We start from the raw sequence: 13,657 nt of genomic DNA on the forward strand, positions 1-13,657 counted from the left end.
TATCGTGTGGGAGCATGGGAGGAATATCCTGATAAGTCCGCGCGCGTGCGCGCATGTGTGTATACGCGCGTGCGTGCGCGCCCGTGGGATTTGGTGATTTTCCCTCCCAAGCTCCCACAAGCTCCCAAACCTGCGGAAATCTGCGGAAAATGAGGATATGCAATCCTCCCGCAGTTGGGAGTGTGGGAGGATCAGGGCGGCATGTCGGTCATTTCCCTACTCATCACAGAGGCACCTTTGCGGAGGCGGGAACACGTCCCTGTTTTCTCCAGATAAAGTTTGCGCAAATTCCCTCCCAAGGCTCCCATGCTCCCAAAACGGCGGAAAACTGCGGCTCCCATGGTCGGCATCCTCCCAATGGCGGGAGCGTGGGAGGGATCACGGCGGCAAATCGTCATCGTCGAAACTCGGCGGCGGTAGAGCCGAGGGGGGTACGGGGGGACTATCCAGCGCGCTCGCCTGCGCAGGTGCCCCTGCGGGCGCTCCAGCGGACGGCAGGTCGCCATAGCGGGGCGGAGGCAGGTCGCGCTCGACCGGCTTGCCATCCTCTACGAAATCGAGCGGGTCGTACCGCAGGATGATGTCCTGCCATTTCATCGTGCTGGACTTGTTGATGCGGAAGCTCTTGCGCTCCATTTCGGCGCGCAGCTTCTTCGCGGACCAGGCCTTGCCCGTCTGGGGCAGGTTTTCCGACCATGTCTGCCAGGCGACGAACAGGTCATGCAGCGCTGTCGAACCGACCGTGCTGCCGGCCTCGCGCGCGACGCACTTGGTCAGGAACTGGCCCAGCAGGTCGTTATCCTCATGATAGGCCTGCGTCGCCTCGATCATGGCTTCCGGCATCGTCAGCCCGTCTGTCAGATAGGCCAGCGCGCCCCGGATCATCTTGTTGAGGATGCCAGACATTTCGGCGCGCAACTTGTCCTTCAGCCGCTTGTCCTGTTGATCCTTGGGAATGATGATGTTCCATGGCACCACCTGCATACGCCGCCGGATGCCGAAGTCGGTGCCGATGCGGGGCAGGTTGTTCGCCATCACCGTGTTGGTGAAGGTGATCAGCAATTCGAACGCGGGGCCGTACAGCTCACGCACGCCGCCGATCGGCTCGTCGGACGTCAGCGACTTGACCAGACCGTCGGAGAATTTCGAATTATCCTCCGGTTCGTTGGCGTAAACCATGCGACGGCCGGCAAGCGCGGCGAGGTGCGGCGACGGACCGCCGCCATTGCGCTTGAAGCCGGAATCCATGAAGGTTTCGATGCCGGTCGCCCATGCATAGTCGCCAAGGATATGGGCATGCGTCTGGACCCAGACGCCCTTCCCGTTCGATCCCTCGCCGTAGAATAGGGCCATGACCTGCGCGTCGGCGATGCCGAGGCCGTTATAGCCTGACCAGCGCCCCAGCCATTCCCGCATGTCCTCGGCAGGTTGGACCTGCTCGATGAAAGCGTCGAACTGGGGACAATCCGCACCCTCCTCATAGGATGCCCGCGCGATCTTCGTGATCTTGTCTTCCCGGCGATGCTCGCGCAGCTCGACGAAGGCCGCACGATCGCCATCGGGCCGGTGGAACACCAATGTGCCGTTCTGAACGTTCAGCGCCAGCGGATCCGCGTCGAACTCCTCCGGACGGGCGGACAGGCGGGGCGGCGCCAGCTTGCGCAGACATTCGATATGCCCGCTGCTCTCCGACGTGCGGCCCCAAGCGGCCAGCTTGTCGGAAAACAGCACGATGTCGCCATTGCTCTTCACTTGGAAGATGAAGTCGTAACGGGGGCCGTCATGGCGGGACTTCCGCGCCAGATGCCGTTGCAGATACCACATGGCACTGCGGCGGGCTTCGCGCTTTTCTTCCGCTTTGATGAACTGCTTTTCCTGCCAACCCGGTTCCTGCGGATCGTCGGTGTCGCCGGCGTCCTCTTCAGCTTCCTTGCCCTCATCAGGATCGGCCAAGTCGCCTTCCTCTGGCGGGAACGGCACGCCGCTCGAGCGGATGAAATCGGCCTCTTCCTGTATCAGCCGCATGGTTTCCTGCGCGGCACGGCCGAACAACGCGTCGGCCATGCTGCGATTCCACCGCGTCTTGTCCCAGGCGATATAGCCGGGCGAGCTGGAGCTTTCCGCCCACGCGGCCACGCACTGGAAATCATGGCCATAACGGGCAAGGAAGCGCTCAAGGTTGCCGAGGTCCGTCATCGGGTAGCGCGCGCATTCCAGCGTCAGCTTGGGGTCTATGGCGCCCCCTTCACCCTCTTTGCCTGTCTGGACCCCTTGCCCTCCCGCTTGGGAGCTTGGCTCGCTATTATCAGTCGACGGGGGAGGTGCGGAGGCGGAGGCAGAGCGGGAGGAACGATGCGGCCGCTCCGCGCGCTGCCGCGCGCGCGTCGCGACGTCAGTCAGGTTACGGGGAGTTGCCTCCCCGGCGGTCCAGCCGCTGTTGATCGTGGCGATGAGCTGCTGATCGTCGTCATCGCCGGGATTGTCGCGCGCGGCCGCCTCGATCGCCGCACGCGCGAACCGGGCGTCGAGCGCGGGGAACGGCGTCGACCCGACCAGCGTGCCGATATTGAACGCGCTTTCGTTCAGCTGGGCGTTGCGTGCGCCGGACGCGGCGCGGCGGATCAGCTCGCATTCCTTGTCCAGGGCGGAAAGCCCATATTTGCGCACCGCCTCATATTCCGCCTTGGTTGCGTCGGCCGGACGGGCAGCAGGCGCATCCGCGGGCGAGCTGGCGGCCGACGCGCCCGCGCGCGGCCGCTCGGCATCGTCGCGAACCTTCTTCCCCTTCTTGCGCAATATGTCGACCAGCGGTGACGGCGCATCGACCGGATCGTCATGCCGGTTCGACAGCCAGCTATACCGGCCCTCGCTGCCATCCTCATGGTAGAGGATAGAGGGCGGAGCGATGACATAGCCGCCCTGGCCGCGCACATCGACATGCCGGGGCAGGTTTCCACGGTTGCGGATCGGCTCGCCGCCATCACGAGGCTGGAGGAGGTAGACATGGACGCCGCCACTCTGCGTCATGGCGGTCAGGCTCTGGGGCAGGTCGCAACCCATCTGGTCGACCAGCGCCGCCTTCAGACTTTCGAGCGTGAAGACTTCGCCCGTGTCCTCATCGAAGCGCGGATCGAAATCGAGTGCGAACAGGCCGTTATCGCCCATCGGCAGTCCGATCATTGCATCAGGCCAACGCCGCCACCATCCCTTGATCACCTCTTCGTCGCGGGTGGCATCCTTGAAGCCGCTGCCGACATAGGGTGCCTTGGCCTTCAGCGTCATCTTGTCGCCATTGCCCTTGACGATCTCCAAGTCGCGCTCGCGGCACGGAAACACCGGCCATCCCCGGCGCGCGTAACTCAGCGCTGCCTGTCCGAGCGGTGAAAGGGGTGCGATATGGTTCACGGTCAAAAAATCCCCCCGGCGAAAGCGCAAGGCTTCCCGGTCAATCAATCATCGGTGCTGGCGTCGGAACGGGCGCGCCAGGGTCTGGGCGCCCCGCGCTGGCGTCAGAAGGGCACTTCATCGTCCAGTGGCGGCGCATCGCCTGCGGCGCGGTCCTTCCCCGATTCCTCGCGGCGCGACGCTTCGTCCTGGCGCTTGTCCATCAGCTTTAGCTCGCCGCGCCCCTTGGGCAGCACGACCTCCGCGACCCAGCGTTCCACGCCCTGGCGATCGGTATATTTGCGATAGCGAAGCTGCCCCTCGACATAGACGGCGCTGCCCTTGCGCAGATAGGACATGGCGATCTTGCCCAGCGCCTCGTTGTAGATCGCGATAGTGTGCCATTCGGTGGCCGACTTGCGCTGATTGTCGGCCGTCTTCCAATATTCGGTGGTGGCGAGACGCAGAGTCACCACCGCTCCGCCGTTGGCAAATTCGGCGCTGCGCGGATCTTCGCCCAGGAAGCCGAGCAGGCTGGTCTTGTTGATGCAGGCGGTCATTTAGTCTCTCCCCGAAGGCGCAGGCCCGGATACAGGCTGACGCTCGACTTCCGGCTGTGGTGGCCATGGCCGTGCAATTGCGCGGAAAATTGTTTCATCGGCAGCGGCGACAGCCCGTCGCGCGTGCACCAGCGCTGATAATCGGCATAGAGGACCGACGCCTGCGTGCGCCCGTCGAAGCGCTCGGTCCGCTCGGCCAGCCACTGCGTCACGCCTTCGTCCAGAGCGGCCGAACCGGGCAGCATCGCCGGTTCCTCGCCGGTAAAGACATCGGGCAGGCCCGCCAGCGTCCACGCACGGCGACCGGCGGCCCGCCCGCCCAGCGTCCGCGCCTCGCGCACGAACAGCAGCTTTTCCCGGATATCCAGGAAGGGCGACGGGTCCGGCGGTGCCAGGTCGTTCGCCGCGCCGTCGGACAGCATCTGTTCCATCCGGTCGAACGCGTCGATCCACGCAATCTTAAGCGCCAGCGCCTTTTCGCCGGTGAAGCCCATGACCAGCAGCATGAAGCCCTTCCGGTCCATGTCGAAGCGGCGGACATGACGGGTCGCGCCTTTGGCCGTCGCGACCGGAAACATCTTGGGCTGAAAATTCAGCCCAAGATCGGGTTCATCCTGCAAAAGCCGATCGACCGACTGAATCAGGTTCTTATGCTGCTTCCCGAAGGCGCTGGCGACATCGCGGCTGTCGGCGACGACGCGATCCTCCATGATGCGGACAAGCGCGCTCACCATTCCCTCCCCTTGCCATTGTTCCAGTTGGCGACGGCGGCGGCATCGTTGCGCGCGCTGTCGATCGCTTCCGCGCCGGTACGGCGGCAGCCTTGGCACTCGACCCATGTTAAAACGTCATCGTCTAGCACCTTGCTGCGGATGACGGGCATGCGGCCACAGCCACAGCGATTGGCGCGATCCGTCACGCGGCCTCTCCCAATATGTCAGCGATATCGATCTGGCCGTCATCGGGACGATCGGCGGCGACGGCCGCATAGTCCGGATAATCGCCGGGCCGCTCCAGGCGTTGGCGACATGGCGCGATCCAGCGCAGACGCGTATCACGCCATTCGAAGCCGCCGCCCAGCCAGACGAACCAGCAATAGCTGGTCGCGCTGGACGCTTTCGTGCCGCCCTTTTCCGCGAACGGGTCGACCTCGCCAGCCCGGATCAGCCGACCCTCCAGCATCACCACTCGTTCGGTGAATTGAAGGACATAGTCCGGCGGCGTCCGCTCGAATAAATGGGCGTAGCGATCCTGCCCTTCGAGGAAGGCTCCTCGCAGCAGCATCGCTACGCCGCCCTTTGCGACCGTCAGGGCTGTCTGGATGAAATGTTCGGCCAGCACGAACGGCGGATTGGTGATGATCCAGTCCGTCTCCGGTTCGCGGCCGCCGAAGAACAGGAAATCCATGACTTCATGGTCGCCATAACGATGCACATCGCTGGAGCGGACATCGCCGAAATATTCGCCAAGCGCCCGCGCCATATGCAGCTCGCCGCACGCCGGTTCCCAAACCCGCATGTCGGCCAGCGGCAGGCTGGGGGCGCCGCGCGACAGAAACTCGCACAGCGCGCGCGTGGCGAAGGGCGGCGTGGGGAAATAGTCAAGGCTGTCAGGCGCGACGCGACGACGCTGCATGACGGCGGCGCTGCGGTTCTGGCCGGTCATGCCGCCACCTGTGGCAGCTCGTTCGGCATGGTCGGACGGCCGACACGAATCCTGGGACTGAAAACGGTGAAGCCGGACGCCCGGACGACAGCCAGCGTGTCGGCAAAATCTTCGACCCGCCCCATGTCGGTGAAGGACCAGTCCCCTAGGGAACGAAGCAAGTCGACCAGTTGGACGACATCTGCGATGCCATGGTCGACCGCCATCAGATTATATCCCGTGGGCAAATGATGGACGATCCACACCGGGAGTCGAGTTTCGGAATCGATGCCCCAGTCGAGCCCGAATGGTTCCGATATCCAGCCGGGCAAGGGCGTCCGCCCGTGCTCCGTGGCGATCATGATGACGCCGGGTTTCCAGCCAGTCATAATCTATTCCGCCTCCAGCATTTCGGCGCTGGCGCGGAAAGCCGCCATGGGCGGCTTGTCACGCTCGGGCGGCAGCATCTCGGCCACGGCCCCGAAGGAAGGAAAATCGAGGCTGAACAGCCCGGCGGCGCTGGCCGCGTTGATGGTCAGGAAATATCCGCCGTCCTTGACCTTTTTCGCCATGAAGTTGCCGTTGCTGGCGTCGACCGACAGCGCGATCTTGCCCGCGTGCGGACCGCTGCCCAGCGCTAGGCGGAGGCCGATCTTGTCGGTCCGCAGGCAGAGCTTCGCGGCTAGGGCAGGCGCGATCGTGATACGGATATAGCGGACTTCGCCACGCTTCCGCGTGCCCAGCTTCCGACATGCGACACCGACGCCCATCGGCGGGATGGCAGCAGCTTTGGCCGGAGCGATATTGGTGATGGTTTCCCAGCTCATGCTGCCACCGCCTTGATCACGTCGGCAGCATCACCACGCTTTAATGCGTCAACCACGACAGCCCACAACGCGGCGGCATCCAGCTGGAACCGGTCGAACCCCTGATCGAATTCATGCCCGCGCTCGATAAGCGAGGAGGCATGAACATCGCCTTCATGAAGCTTCTGCATGATCGTGACGACGATGCCGCTATTGGGCGTCTCATGATATTCCAGCGGCTGCATCAGATAGCTGGCGCCGGGACCATAATGCTCATCGGGGCTGGCCCAGACATTGACCTGATCCGCCACATAGGAAAGGCGGCCGCCTCGCTCGCTACGCGGGCCGTCATGCGAAATCCGGTCGTGCGACCCATCGGGGGTCGGAACGACCACATAGCGACGGTTCACCTGTTCCCCGATCATCACCGTCGAAAGGAAACTGAACCGGTGATTGTGGATGGCCGATCGCGCATAACAGGAACGGCGCGGCAGATCGGGGTGCCAGACGTGCATGCGGCGATTGGCGGGCAGCTTCACCTGAATGAAGCCCAGCCCATGGAGGCTGATCTGCTCAGCCGTGGGAGTGAAGTCCTTCATGCGGCCAGCCTCCGCATCACATCGTAGACAGGATGGGGGCTGTAGATCCCCAGCTCGCGCGCGATCGCCGCGCCGTTGCGGACGCCTTCGGCCATCAGCGCGCGCACCTGCGGCGCGATCTCGCTCTGTAGGGAGGCGCTTGCGCCGATCCGCTTGTCCTGCGGCTTGCGGGCGGGCAGCGGCTTCACCCCTTTGACGATGATCGTCTGCCCCGGCAGCGGCTTGGCCGTGCGCTTGGCGACATAACGGAAATTCTCGTCGCCCGGCCCGTGCGTTCGCCGCTCGCGATACAGCACGACATGCCCGTCTTCTTCCGCCTTGCGCAGGATCTTCGCGACCTCCGATCCATGCGGCAGGAAGGTGGCCCGCGCATAGACCAGCGTCTCGCCGGTCACGGCCGTTTTCAGCCAGTTGGTGATGACGCTTTTTTGCACGATCATGCCGCCGCCCTCCGGACAGGAGCGCGAACCGCCCGCAGATGCTCGATTCCCTTGGCTAACGCCTCGCGCATCGCGGTGGCTGTGCTTTCGTCCAGATTCAGCGAAATGCCGCACCCGGTGAGCACGAAGCCCTCGGGATAGCGGCTGTCCGCGATCGGGTGGAACAGGCGGCCCGGCGGCAGCGCCGATCCCAGGCCGCCCATCGGGGGTAATTCGTTCGACAATGCCGAACCGCTCGACAACGAAGGCGCTGAAGCCGAAAGCGGATGGGGGGGATTACCCGCTTCCTGCTCCGACGCCTTCTCGCCCGCGACGGCTGTCGGGGGGGGATTCCCCGTCGCGGACGGATCTTGGTCGCTGGACGCGGGCAGGCCGAACATGTCGGGCAGCACCGCGCCATCGGTCATTTCCGCAAGGGAAACGGCGAAACTCTCTTCGGGCAGGATATCGCCTGCCAGCACGCGCTCGATCGCGGTGCCGCTGCTGAGCGGGCTGCTGCCCGGCTGCGGCTTGGCGATGAAATCGACATGACGCACAAGCCAGTCCGCCAGCGCACGCACGCCAGCGCTGGGCGGCCGCCCGTCGATGAAGCCCAGATGCTTCACCTGGCACGCGTGGATCAGCTGCTCGGACGCATAGATGCCGGGCGTGATGCGCCCCGCAAGCGGCTCCAGACTGAACGGACGAAAACCGGACAGGTCCATCATGGTCACTCTCCCTTCACCTTGGCGATAAGTTTGAGGCGCAGCTGCGCCGACGTGCGATCGAGGCCGTCCAGCTCGGCCAGCGCGGCATGGGCTTCGGCGACCGTGATGTTGCGGCCGCCGTCGCCGGAGGCGCTGACGGCATCGGAAATGGAACGGGACACGTCGCCCAGCTCGCCGGCCAGTTCGGCGACCGTCAGCATCATGCCGTCGGCATCGTGCTCGCCCTGCGGCAGCGGCACGAACACGCCGCCGCGCCGCCGGCACAGCCAGTTGGTGACATGCGGCCATCCGGGCAGGCCGACCGTGCGATCCTCAAGGCTGTCGATCAGGTCCAGCGTCGGAAATTCGGCGACATTGGGCAGGCCCATGTCGCTGATCTTCTGGCGACGCACGCCCGTCTCGCTCGACGCGGCATCCTGCCCGCCGAAACTTTTGACCAGCGACTTGAAGGCCGCCTTGCCCGACTGCTGGTCGGGCGACAGGGTGATGGACCGGCCCATCAGTTCGGCCCTCCGGTGGTGCGGCGACGGTTATTCAGAACCGGACTGGTCACCGCACCACCTTCGGCTATCGTGGCCTGTGCAGAATCACCACGAAAGGCACTGACTTGGCTGAAATCGTCATTACCCCGACCGGCACCGACGCGCTCGAGGTCGGCGCCTTCATCGACAATGATGGTCGGCGCTTCGTCGGCCTGTCCTTCAAGATGGACAATGGCGACTATACTGTCGTCACCCTGACCGTCCCGCTGTTCAACGCCTATAGCGAACACCTTGCGAAGGCGTCCGCGCAGTTCGCCAGCGAGGATTACTGGCGAACGGTTCCCCGCTAAGTCCAGCCCGACTTCGATCGGTTTCATGCGATGGATTAAAGCAGGGTCGATCCGCTTGCTCGGCCAGGGTTCCCGCGCGTCCATCACGCCGCCTCGCTTTGCGGGGCGGCAAAGTCGTCGGTTTTGCCGGGCGACACGCGATCGCCTGTTGGATTATCGAGAGGCCATGCAAGCCCTTCGGCCGCAACCACCAATCTCAAATGCGCCATGCGCGAAGGGGGAATGCCATTCTTCCGCCAGCTATGAACTGTGGAGATGGGCGCGCTCATCATCTTCGCGACAGCGGTTGTGCCGCCCAAGCCGTCGATGATCGTGTCAGCTTCGTTGCTCATGACGCGAGCTATGCGATAATCGCAATGCTTGGTCAAGATGGGTTATGCGATAATGGCAATTGCGACTATCGCAACGTTTCGCAATCTCGCGTTATGGACCCAGAAGAAATCCTCCAGCTGCTCAACGCGCAAGACATTAGCCAAGCGGAATTGGCGCGCCGCATTGGTTTGGATCAGGATAAAATGAATAAGGCGCTGAAGGGGCGCCGCCGCATATCGGCTTCTGAGATGGATAGGATTCGTACAGTTTTGTTCCAGGGGAGGGCTGTCGCGGTTGGCCGCTCGATCCCCGTGATTGGTCAGGTAGCGGCGGGAAATTGGAAGGCGGCGATACAGCATCCGCTCGAAGCTCTGCCCGCTCCGGATGCATCTATACCGCCTTCAGCGTTTGCGTTGCGAGTTGTCGGTGATTCGATGGACCTTCTGGTAGACGACGGCGCGACCGTAATCGTAGATCCAGATGACCGCGTACTGTTCAATAATCGCTATTACGTTGTTTTAAATGATGATGGCGAAGCCACCTTCAAGCAATTCAAATCCGACCCGGCGCGGCTCGTGCCCTGCTCCTCGAACGCATCCCATCAGGAGATCGTTCTTGGTGGCGCGCCCTTTGATGTTGTCGGACGGATAATTTGGCGCGCCGCTCGGATGTGATGAGATCGTCTATTTGATCGTCATTCAGCCCGAGCATTTGGGGCCGGACATGCTTGCACTCAATAGCCCCTGGCACGATGTCGTAGTAAGCTCCCCATTCGTCATAGCAGCCTAGGCCGCTGTCGATCGCGTCGCGCCTTGCAGCGGTCAGGCGCAATCTCCAAGGCCCAACGGCATTGCCAAAACTGACCACGCGAAAGGTCGGAATGGTCACCCACATCTACGATTCTCCCTCTGTTCATCCAAGCCGGATAAGAACAAAAGCTGAACATTTATCAACATCAGATGATTGAATTGCGATAATCGCATAGTTCGTTGTTGACAGGTGTATTGCGATTATCGCATAGGTGGCCCGTAACCAAACGGGAGGCACCAATGCCCTATTCCGATTTTTCGCCCGAACAGCAGGCGGCCATGGACCGATCGCTCCAGGCTGAGGCGACCGCCTTTCTCTACATGCTGGTCTCGATCGCGGCGCTACTGCTGTCGGTCGCCCTCTTTGCCTGGGCGATCTGGGCGTGAGCGCGCTCGACCTGCGGCCGCGCGGCCAGTCCGCGCACCTGTCATCGCTCGGCCTTGCCGGGCTGCACCTCGAAATGGTGTCGAGCCACGTCAACAGCATCGCCGGCCGCCTCGGCGGCAACCGCGACCGCTCCGAACCCAGCCTGATCGCGCAATATGATGAGGAGCTGGAAAAACAGTCCATCGCCCGCGACGCCTTCCGCGCCGAACTGGAGCGCATGACCGGCCTGCCCGCCGACCTGATCGAGCGGAGGCTGTCGCTATGATCACGATCATCCACGGCCCGATGAGGTCGGGCAAAACCTTCCACAAGCAGGCGTTCGCCAAGAAGTTCGACTGCACCCACATCGTGGATGACTGGCAGCCGACCATTCACGAGGTGCCGGAAGATCGCCGACTAGCGCTCACCTATCACAGCGAAAAGGAAATCCATCGCGCAATCCGCAAGGATCGGCCGAGCGCTGACGTTCGCATCATCGACATCACGACTGCACGTATGCTGATCGGTGTCGAGCCCTACGCACCATACTGGAGCGGAGGTGCCGCCCAATGACCCCATTCGAACAATCGGTCGCCGACGCGATCGAGGACGCCACCGCCGCGCTGGATCACAAGGTCGGACTGGGCACGATCCGCCAGGTCGAACGCGACACGCTGGCGATGCTGATCGCCGCGGCGATCGGTCCGGGCGGAGAGGAGCGCTCCAAGGCCACCGCCGCCGCGTCCCTCGCGGCCGAGGCCGTCAACGAGCTGCTCAACTTCGCGCGCGAAGGCAACCAGCTCGACAACACCGCCTATTCCGTCTCCGTCGGCGAAAATCTGGCTGACGCCTTCCGCCTCGCGATCGATGCGCAGGGCGGGCCGGAAGACGAGCAAGAGGCGCAATTCTACGCAGCCGCGCTTCGCTATCTTGGCCGTGGGGTGGCGGCATGAAGCACGCCCTCCTCATCGACGCCGAACGCACCGTCGCAACGCGCGACTGGAACGATGGCATCATCGTCGACAATTTCGCTGGCGGCGGCGGCGCCTCGACCGGGATCGAGCTGGCGCTGCGCCGTCAGGTCGACGTCGCCGTCAACCATGATCCGGAGGCCGTGGCAATGCACGCGGCGAACCATCCGGGCACGCGGCATTTTTGCCAGAGCGTATGGGCCGTGGATCCGCTGGAGGCCGTGACGATCGACGGCAAGCCGCGTCCCGTGCGCCTCGCCTGGTACTCGCCCGACTGCAAGCATTTCAGCAAGGCGAAGGGTGGCAAGCCCGTCGCGAAGAACATCCGCGACCTTGCATGGGTCGTGCATCACTGGATCGACCGGCTCGGCCCGATGCTGCGCCCGGCGATCATCATGCTGGAAAATGTCGAGGAGTTCCTGACATGGGGACCGCTGCTGGATGACGGCCGCCCTTGCCCGGTCGGAAAGGGGAAGGAGTTCGACCGCTTCGTCGCGAAATTCCGTCGCGCCGGCTATCGCGTGGAATGGAAGGTCATGTCCGCCTGCGACTATGGTGCGCCGACATCGCGCAAGCGCCTCTTCATGATCGCGCGATGCGACGGTCAGAAGATCGCCTGGCCCAAGCCCACGCACGGCAAGCCCGGCACGCCGAAGGTCTCCAGCGGCCAGCTGCTGCCATGGCGCACAGCGGCTGACATTATCGACTGGTCAATTCCCTGCCCGTCGATCTTCGAGCGAGCGCGGCCGCTGAAGGACGCCACTTGCCGCCGCATCGCCGCTGGCATCATGCGCTATGTCATCAATGCGCCCCATCCATTCATCGTGCCCGTTTGCAATGGCAACTGGGGAGCCGAGCGCGTCTATCCGGGGAGCGACCCACTGCGCACCATCACCACGGCGAAGGGCGGCGAATTCGCCGTTGTTGCCCCAACGCTGATCCAGACTGGCTATGGTGAGCGGAAAGGGCAGGCGCCGCGCGTGCCCGGCTTGGACAAGCCGCTGGGCGTGGCCGTCGCCAGCGGCATCAAACATGCGCTGGTCACTGCGCACGTCATGACGATGCGCAACAGCGGCAAGCCCCACACGGCGGCGGATGAACCGACGCACACAATCACCGCAGGCGGCGCGCATCAATATCTGGTCGCCGCCTTCATGGCCCAGCACAATGGCGGCATGATCGGTCGCGATGCCACGGCGCCCCTGTCGACGATCGTCCATCGCGGCACCCAGCAGAACCTTGTGGCCAGCCACATCGTCAAACTGCGGGGCACATCGAAAGACGGCCAGCCCAGCGACATGCCGCTGCACACCATAAGCGCGGGCGGGCTGCACCATGCCGAGGTCCGCGCCTTCTTGGTCAAATATTACGGCAATGAGCAGGACGGCCATGGACTGGGCGGCCCACTGGGCGCGGTCACGACAAAGGATCGGTTCGGTCTGGTGACGGTAACGATCGAGGGCGAGGAATATGCCATCGTCGATATCGGCATGCGCATGCTCTCCCCGCGCGAGCTGTTCAATGCGCAAGGCTTCCCGCCGGAATACATCATCGAACTGGACGTGAACGGCCGCCCGCTCACCAAGACGGCGCAGGTCCGCATGTGCGGCAACAGCGTCTCCCCCGTCATGGCCGAAGCGCTCGCCCGCGCGAACGTCGCCAACGACGACGAAGCGGAAAGGATCGCGGCATGAGCGGGCTCGATCGCTACACCGAACTGGCCGACGAGGCCGCCGCCGCCGTCGCGCGTCGCGAGGCCCAATATCCCGCGCTGGTGAAAGCTGGCAAGCTGTCGGCCGACCAGGCCGCGCAGGAGACGCGCGTGTGGCGGGCCATAGCAGCCGACTGGCACTGGGTTGTGACGCTTGAGAGGCGCGCCGCCGAGCCGGTGACGCTGGCGGAGAAAGTCGGGGCGCTGGAGGAAAGCGTGCGCCGTGCCGAACGCGCGATGCGCAAGGCCTTCGCCGCCGCCGACAGCAGCGTGCGGGAGGCATGGCGCCGGGACATGCCCATGGCTGAGATCGCGACCCGCTATGGCGAGGCGGCTATGCCATTCTTCGCCGAGTGGGATCGCTATTGGTGCTTCGCGGATCTGCTCAAATGGTATCTACGCGACCTGCCCGGCAGCGATCTGCCCGGCATCGCCCATTATGTCGAAAGGCATATCGGCGCCCAGCGTCGGGCGAGGGTGGCGGCATGAACGCCCCGGTCCGCATCACCAGAGCG

Annotated in this window: 20 protein-coding genes; 8 read left to right on the top strand and 12 right to left on the bottom strand. The window is 63.9% G+C overall.

What is annotated here, in order from left to right; translation table 11 throughout:
* Positions 1-378: 378 nt before the first annotated feature.
* From K3M67_RS03060 to K3M67_RS03110, 11 genes are all read right to left on the bottom strand, one after another.
* Positions 379-3,405 (bottom strand): phage/plasmid primase, P4 family, encoded by a 3,027-nt coding sequence (locus K3M67_RS03060; RefSeq protein ID WP_285832243.1) that lies wholly within the window; start codon positions 3,403-3,405, stop codon positions 379-381.
* A gap of 104 nt (positions 3,406-3,509) precedes the next feature.
* On the bottom strand, positions 3,510-3,944 hold the full coding sequence (locus K3M67_RS03065) for a single-stranded DNA-binding protein (RefSeq protein ID WP_285832244.1): 435 nt from the start codon (positions 3,942-3,944) through the stop codon (positions 3,510-3,512).
* The gene (locus tag K3M67_RS03070) at positions 3,941-4,678 is read right to left on the bottom strand and encodes a Rha family transcriptional regulator (RefSeq protein WP_285832245.1); all 738 of its coding nucleotides are present in this window, start codon (positions 4,676-4,678) and stop codon (positions 3,941-3,943) included. The genes K3M67_RS03065 and K3M67_RS03070 overlap by 4 nt, the downstream gene beginning before the upstream one ends.
* Positions 4,672-4,863, bottom strand: coding sequence for a hypothetical protein (locus tag K3M67_RS03075; protein ID WP_285832246.1), 192 nt, complete (start codon positions 4,861-4,863; stop codon positions 4,672-4,674). Before K3M67_RS03075 ends, K3M67_RS03070 begins: the two co-directional genes overlap by 7 nt.
* Entirely contained in the window at positions 4,860-5,609 is a 750-nt protein-coding gene (locus K3M67_RS03080; RefSeq protein WP_285832247.1) for a hypothetical protein, read from the bottom strand. Before K3M67_RS03080 ends, K3M67_RS03075 begins: the two co-directional genes overlap by 4 nt.
* Positions 5,606-5,977 (bottom strand): hypothetical protein, encoded by a 372-nt coding sequence (locus tag K3M67_RS03085; protein WP_285832248.1) that lies wholly within the window; start codon positions 5,975-5,977, stop codon positions 5,606-5,608. The genes K3M67_RS03080 and K3M67_RS03085 overlap by 4 nt, the downstream gene beginning before the upstream one ends.
* Before the next feature lie 3 nt (positions 5,978-5,980).
* Positions 5,981-6,415, bottom strand: a complete 435-nt coding sequence (locus K3M67_RS03090; protein WP_285832249.1) for a hypothetical protein — start codon at positions 6,413-6,415, stop codon at positions 5,981-5,983.
* A complete protein-coding gene (locus K3M67_RS03095; protein WP_285832250.1) occupies positions 6,412-6,993 on the bottom strand; it encodes a hypothetical protein in 582 nt (193 codons plus the stop codon). Before K3M67_RS03095 ends, K3M67_RS03090 begins: the two co-directional genes overlap by 4 nt.
* Positions 6,990-7,433 (bottom strand): hypothetical protein, encoded by a 444-nt coding sequence (locus tag K3M67_RS03100; RefSeq protein WP_285832251.1) that lies wholly within the window; start codon positions 7,431-7,433, stop codon positions 6,990-6,992. The genes K3M67_RS03095 and K3M67_RS03100 overlap by 4 nt, the downstream gene beginning before the upstream one ends.
* Positions 7,430-8,140 (bottom strand): hypothetical protein, encoded by a 711-nt coding sequence (locus K3M67_RS03105; protein ID WP_285832252.1) that lies wholly within the window; start codon positions 8,138-8,140, stop codon positions 7,430-7,432. The genes K3M67_RS03100 and K3M67_RS03105 overlap by 4 nt, the downstream gene beginning before the upstream one ends.
* Before the next feature lie 2 nt (positions 8,141-8,142).
* Positions 8,143-8,640, bottom strand: a complete 498-nt coding sequence (locus tag K3M67_RS03110; RefSeq protein ID WP_285832253.1) for a phage regulatory CII family protein — start codon at positions 8,638-8,640, stop codon at positions 8,143-8,145.
* A gap of 107 nt (positions 8,641-8,747) precedes the next feature.
* Between K3M67_RS03110 and K3M67_RS03115 the strand changes: the two genes are divergently transcribed.
* A complete protein-coding gene (locus tag K3M67_RS03115; RefSeq protein ID WP_285832254.1) occupies positions 8,748-8,972 on the top strand; it encodes a hypothetical protein in 225 nt (74 codons plus the stop codon).
* Positions 8,973-9,055: 83 nt separating this feature from the next.
* Here the strand turns inward: K3M67_RS03115 and K3M67_RS03120 are convergent, their stop codons facing one another.
* Positions 9,056-9,304, bottom strand: a complete 249-nt coding sequence (locus K3M67_RS03120; RefSeq protein ID WP_285832255.1) for a hypothetical protein — start codon at positions 9,302-9,304, stop codon at positions 9,056-9,058.
* 24 nt (positions 9,305-9,328) lie between these two features.
* Between K3M67_RS03120 and K3M67_RS03125 the strand changes: the two genes are divergently transcribed.
* From K3M67_RS03125 to K3M67_RS03155, 7 genes are all read left to right on the top strand, one after another.
* Positions 9,329-9,958, top strand: coding sequence for a LexA family protein (locus K3M67_RS03125; protein WP_285832256.1), 630 nt, complete (start codon positions 9,329-9,331; stop codon positions 9,956-9,958).
* Positions 9,959-10,333: 375 nt separating this feature from the next.
* On the top strand, positions 10,334-10,480 hold the full coding sequence (locus K3M67_RS03130; RefSeq protein ID WP_285832257.1) for a hypothetical protein: 147 nt from the start codon (positions 10,334-10,336) through the stop codon (positions 10,478-10,480).
* Positions 10,477-10,746 (top strand): hypothetical protein, encoded by a 270-nt coding sequence (locus tag K3M67_RS03135; RefSeq protein ID WP_285832258.1) that lies wholly within the window; start codon positions 10,477-10,479, stop codon positions 10,744-10,746. Before K3M67_RS03130 ends, K3M67_RS03135 begins: the two co-directional genes overlap by 4 nt.
* Positions 10,743-11,033: a hypothetical protein gene (locus K3M67_RS03140; protein ID WP_285832259.1), complete on the top strand. Its 291-nt coding sequence runs from the start codon at positions 10,743-10,745 to the stop codon at positions 11,031-11,033. The genes K3M67_RS03135 and K3M67_RS03140 overlap by 4 nt, the downstream gene beginning before the upstream one ends.
* Entirely contained in the window at positions 11,030-11,413 is a 384-nt protein-coding gene (locus K3M67_RS03145; RefSeq protein ID WP_285832260.1) for a hypothetical protein, read from the top strand. The genes K3M67_RS03140 and K3M67_RS03145 overlap by 4 nt, the downstream gene beginning before the upstream one ends.
* Positions 11,410-13,125 (top strand): DNA cytosine methyltransferase, encoded by a 1,716-nt coding sequence (locus K3M67_RS03150; protein ID WP_285832261.1) that lies wholly within the window; start codon positions 11,410-11,412, stop codon positions 13,123-13,125. Before K3M67_RS03145 ends, K3M67_RS03150 begins: the two co-directional genes overlap by 4 nt.
* Positions 13,122-13,631 (top strand): hypothetical protein, encoded by a 510-nt coding sequence (locus K3M67_RS03155; RefSeq protein ID WP_285832262.1) that lies wholly within the window; start codon positions 13,122-13,124, stop codon positions 13,629-13,631. The genes K3M67_RS03150 and K3M67_RS03155 overlap by 4 nt, the downstream gene beginning before the upstream one ends.
* The last annotated feature ends 26 nt before the right edge of the window (positions 13,632-13,657 follow it).

This window comes from Sphingobium sp. V4, from assembly GCF_029590555.1.
Classification (GTDB): domain Bacteria; phylum Pseudomonadota; class Alphaproteobacteria; order Sphingomonadales; family Sphingomonadaceae; genus Sphingobium.

Excerpts from the sequence above, each read along its gene's own strand:
- K3M67_RS03100 (WP_285832251.1), bottom strand. The coding sequence starts at position 7,433 with ATGATCGTGCAAAAAAGCGTCATCACCAACTGGCTGAAAACGGCCGTG.
- K3M67_RS03110 (WP_285832253.1), bottom strand. The coding sequence starts at position 8,640 with ATGGGCCGGTCCATCACCCTGTCGCCCGACCAGCAGTCGGGCAAGGCG.
- K3M67_RS03105 (WP_285832252.1), bottom strand. The coding sequence starts at position 8,140 with ATGATGGACCTGTCCGGTTTTCGTCCGTTCAGTCTGGAGCCGCTTGCG.
- K3M67_RS03155 (WP_285832262.1), top strand. The coding sequence starts at position 13,122 with ATGAGCGGGCTCGATCGCTACACCGAACTGGCCGACGAGGCCGCCGCC.
- K3M67_RS03065 (WP_285832244.1), bottom strand. The coding sequence starts at position 3,944 with ATGACCGCCTGCATCAACAAGACCAGCCTGCTCGGCTTCCTGGGCGAA.
- K3M67_RS03145 (WP_285832260.1), top strand. The coding sequence starts at position 11,030 with ATGACCCCATTCGAACAATCGGTCGCCGACGCGATCGAGGACGCCACC.
- K3M67_RS03080 (WP_285832247.1), bottom strand. The coding sequence starts at position 5,609 with ATGACCGGCCAGAACCGCAGCGCCGCCGTCATGCAGCGTCGTCGCGTC.
- K3M67_RS03085 (WP_285832248.1), bottom strand. The coding sequence starts at position 5,977 with ATGACTGGCTGGAAACCCGGCGTCATCATGATCGCCACGGAGCACGGG.
- K3M67_RS03140 (WP_285832259.1), top strand. The coding sequence starts at position 10,743 with ATGATCACGATCATCCACGGCCCGATGAGGTCGGGCAAAACCTTCCAC.
- K3M67_RS03150 (WP_285832261.1), top strand. The coding sequence starts at position 11,410 with ATGAAGCACGCCCTCCTCATCGACGCCGAACGCACCGTCGCAACGCGC.
- K3M67_RS03095 (WP_285832250.1), bottom strand. The coding sequence starts at position 6,993 with ATGAAGGACTTCACTCCCACGGCTGAGCAGATCAGCCTCCATGGGCTG.
- K3M67_RS03120 (WP_285832255.1), bottom strand. The coding sequence starts at position 9,304 with ATGAGCAACGAAGCTGACACGATCATCGACGGCTTGGGCGGCACAACC.
- K3M67_RS03090 (WP_285832249.1), bottom strand. The coding sequence starts at position 6,415 with ATGAGCTGGGAAACCATCACCAATATCGCTCCGGCCAAAGCTGCTGCC.
- K3M67_RS03130 (WP_285832257.1), top strand. The coding sequence starts at position 10,334 with ATGCCCTATTCCGATTTTTCGCCCGAACAGCAGGCGGCCATGGACCGA.
- K3M67_RS03070 (WP_285832245.1), bottom strand. The coding sequence starts at position 4,678 with ATGGTGAGCGCGCTTGTCCGCATCATGGAGGATCGCGTCGTCGCCGAC.
- K3M67_RS03125 (WP_285832256.1), top strand. The coding sequence starts at position 9,329 with ATGCTTGGTCAAGATGGGTTATGCGATAATGGCAATTGCGACTATCGC.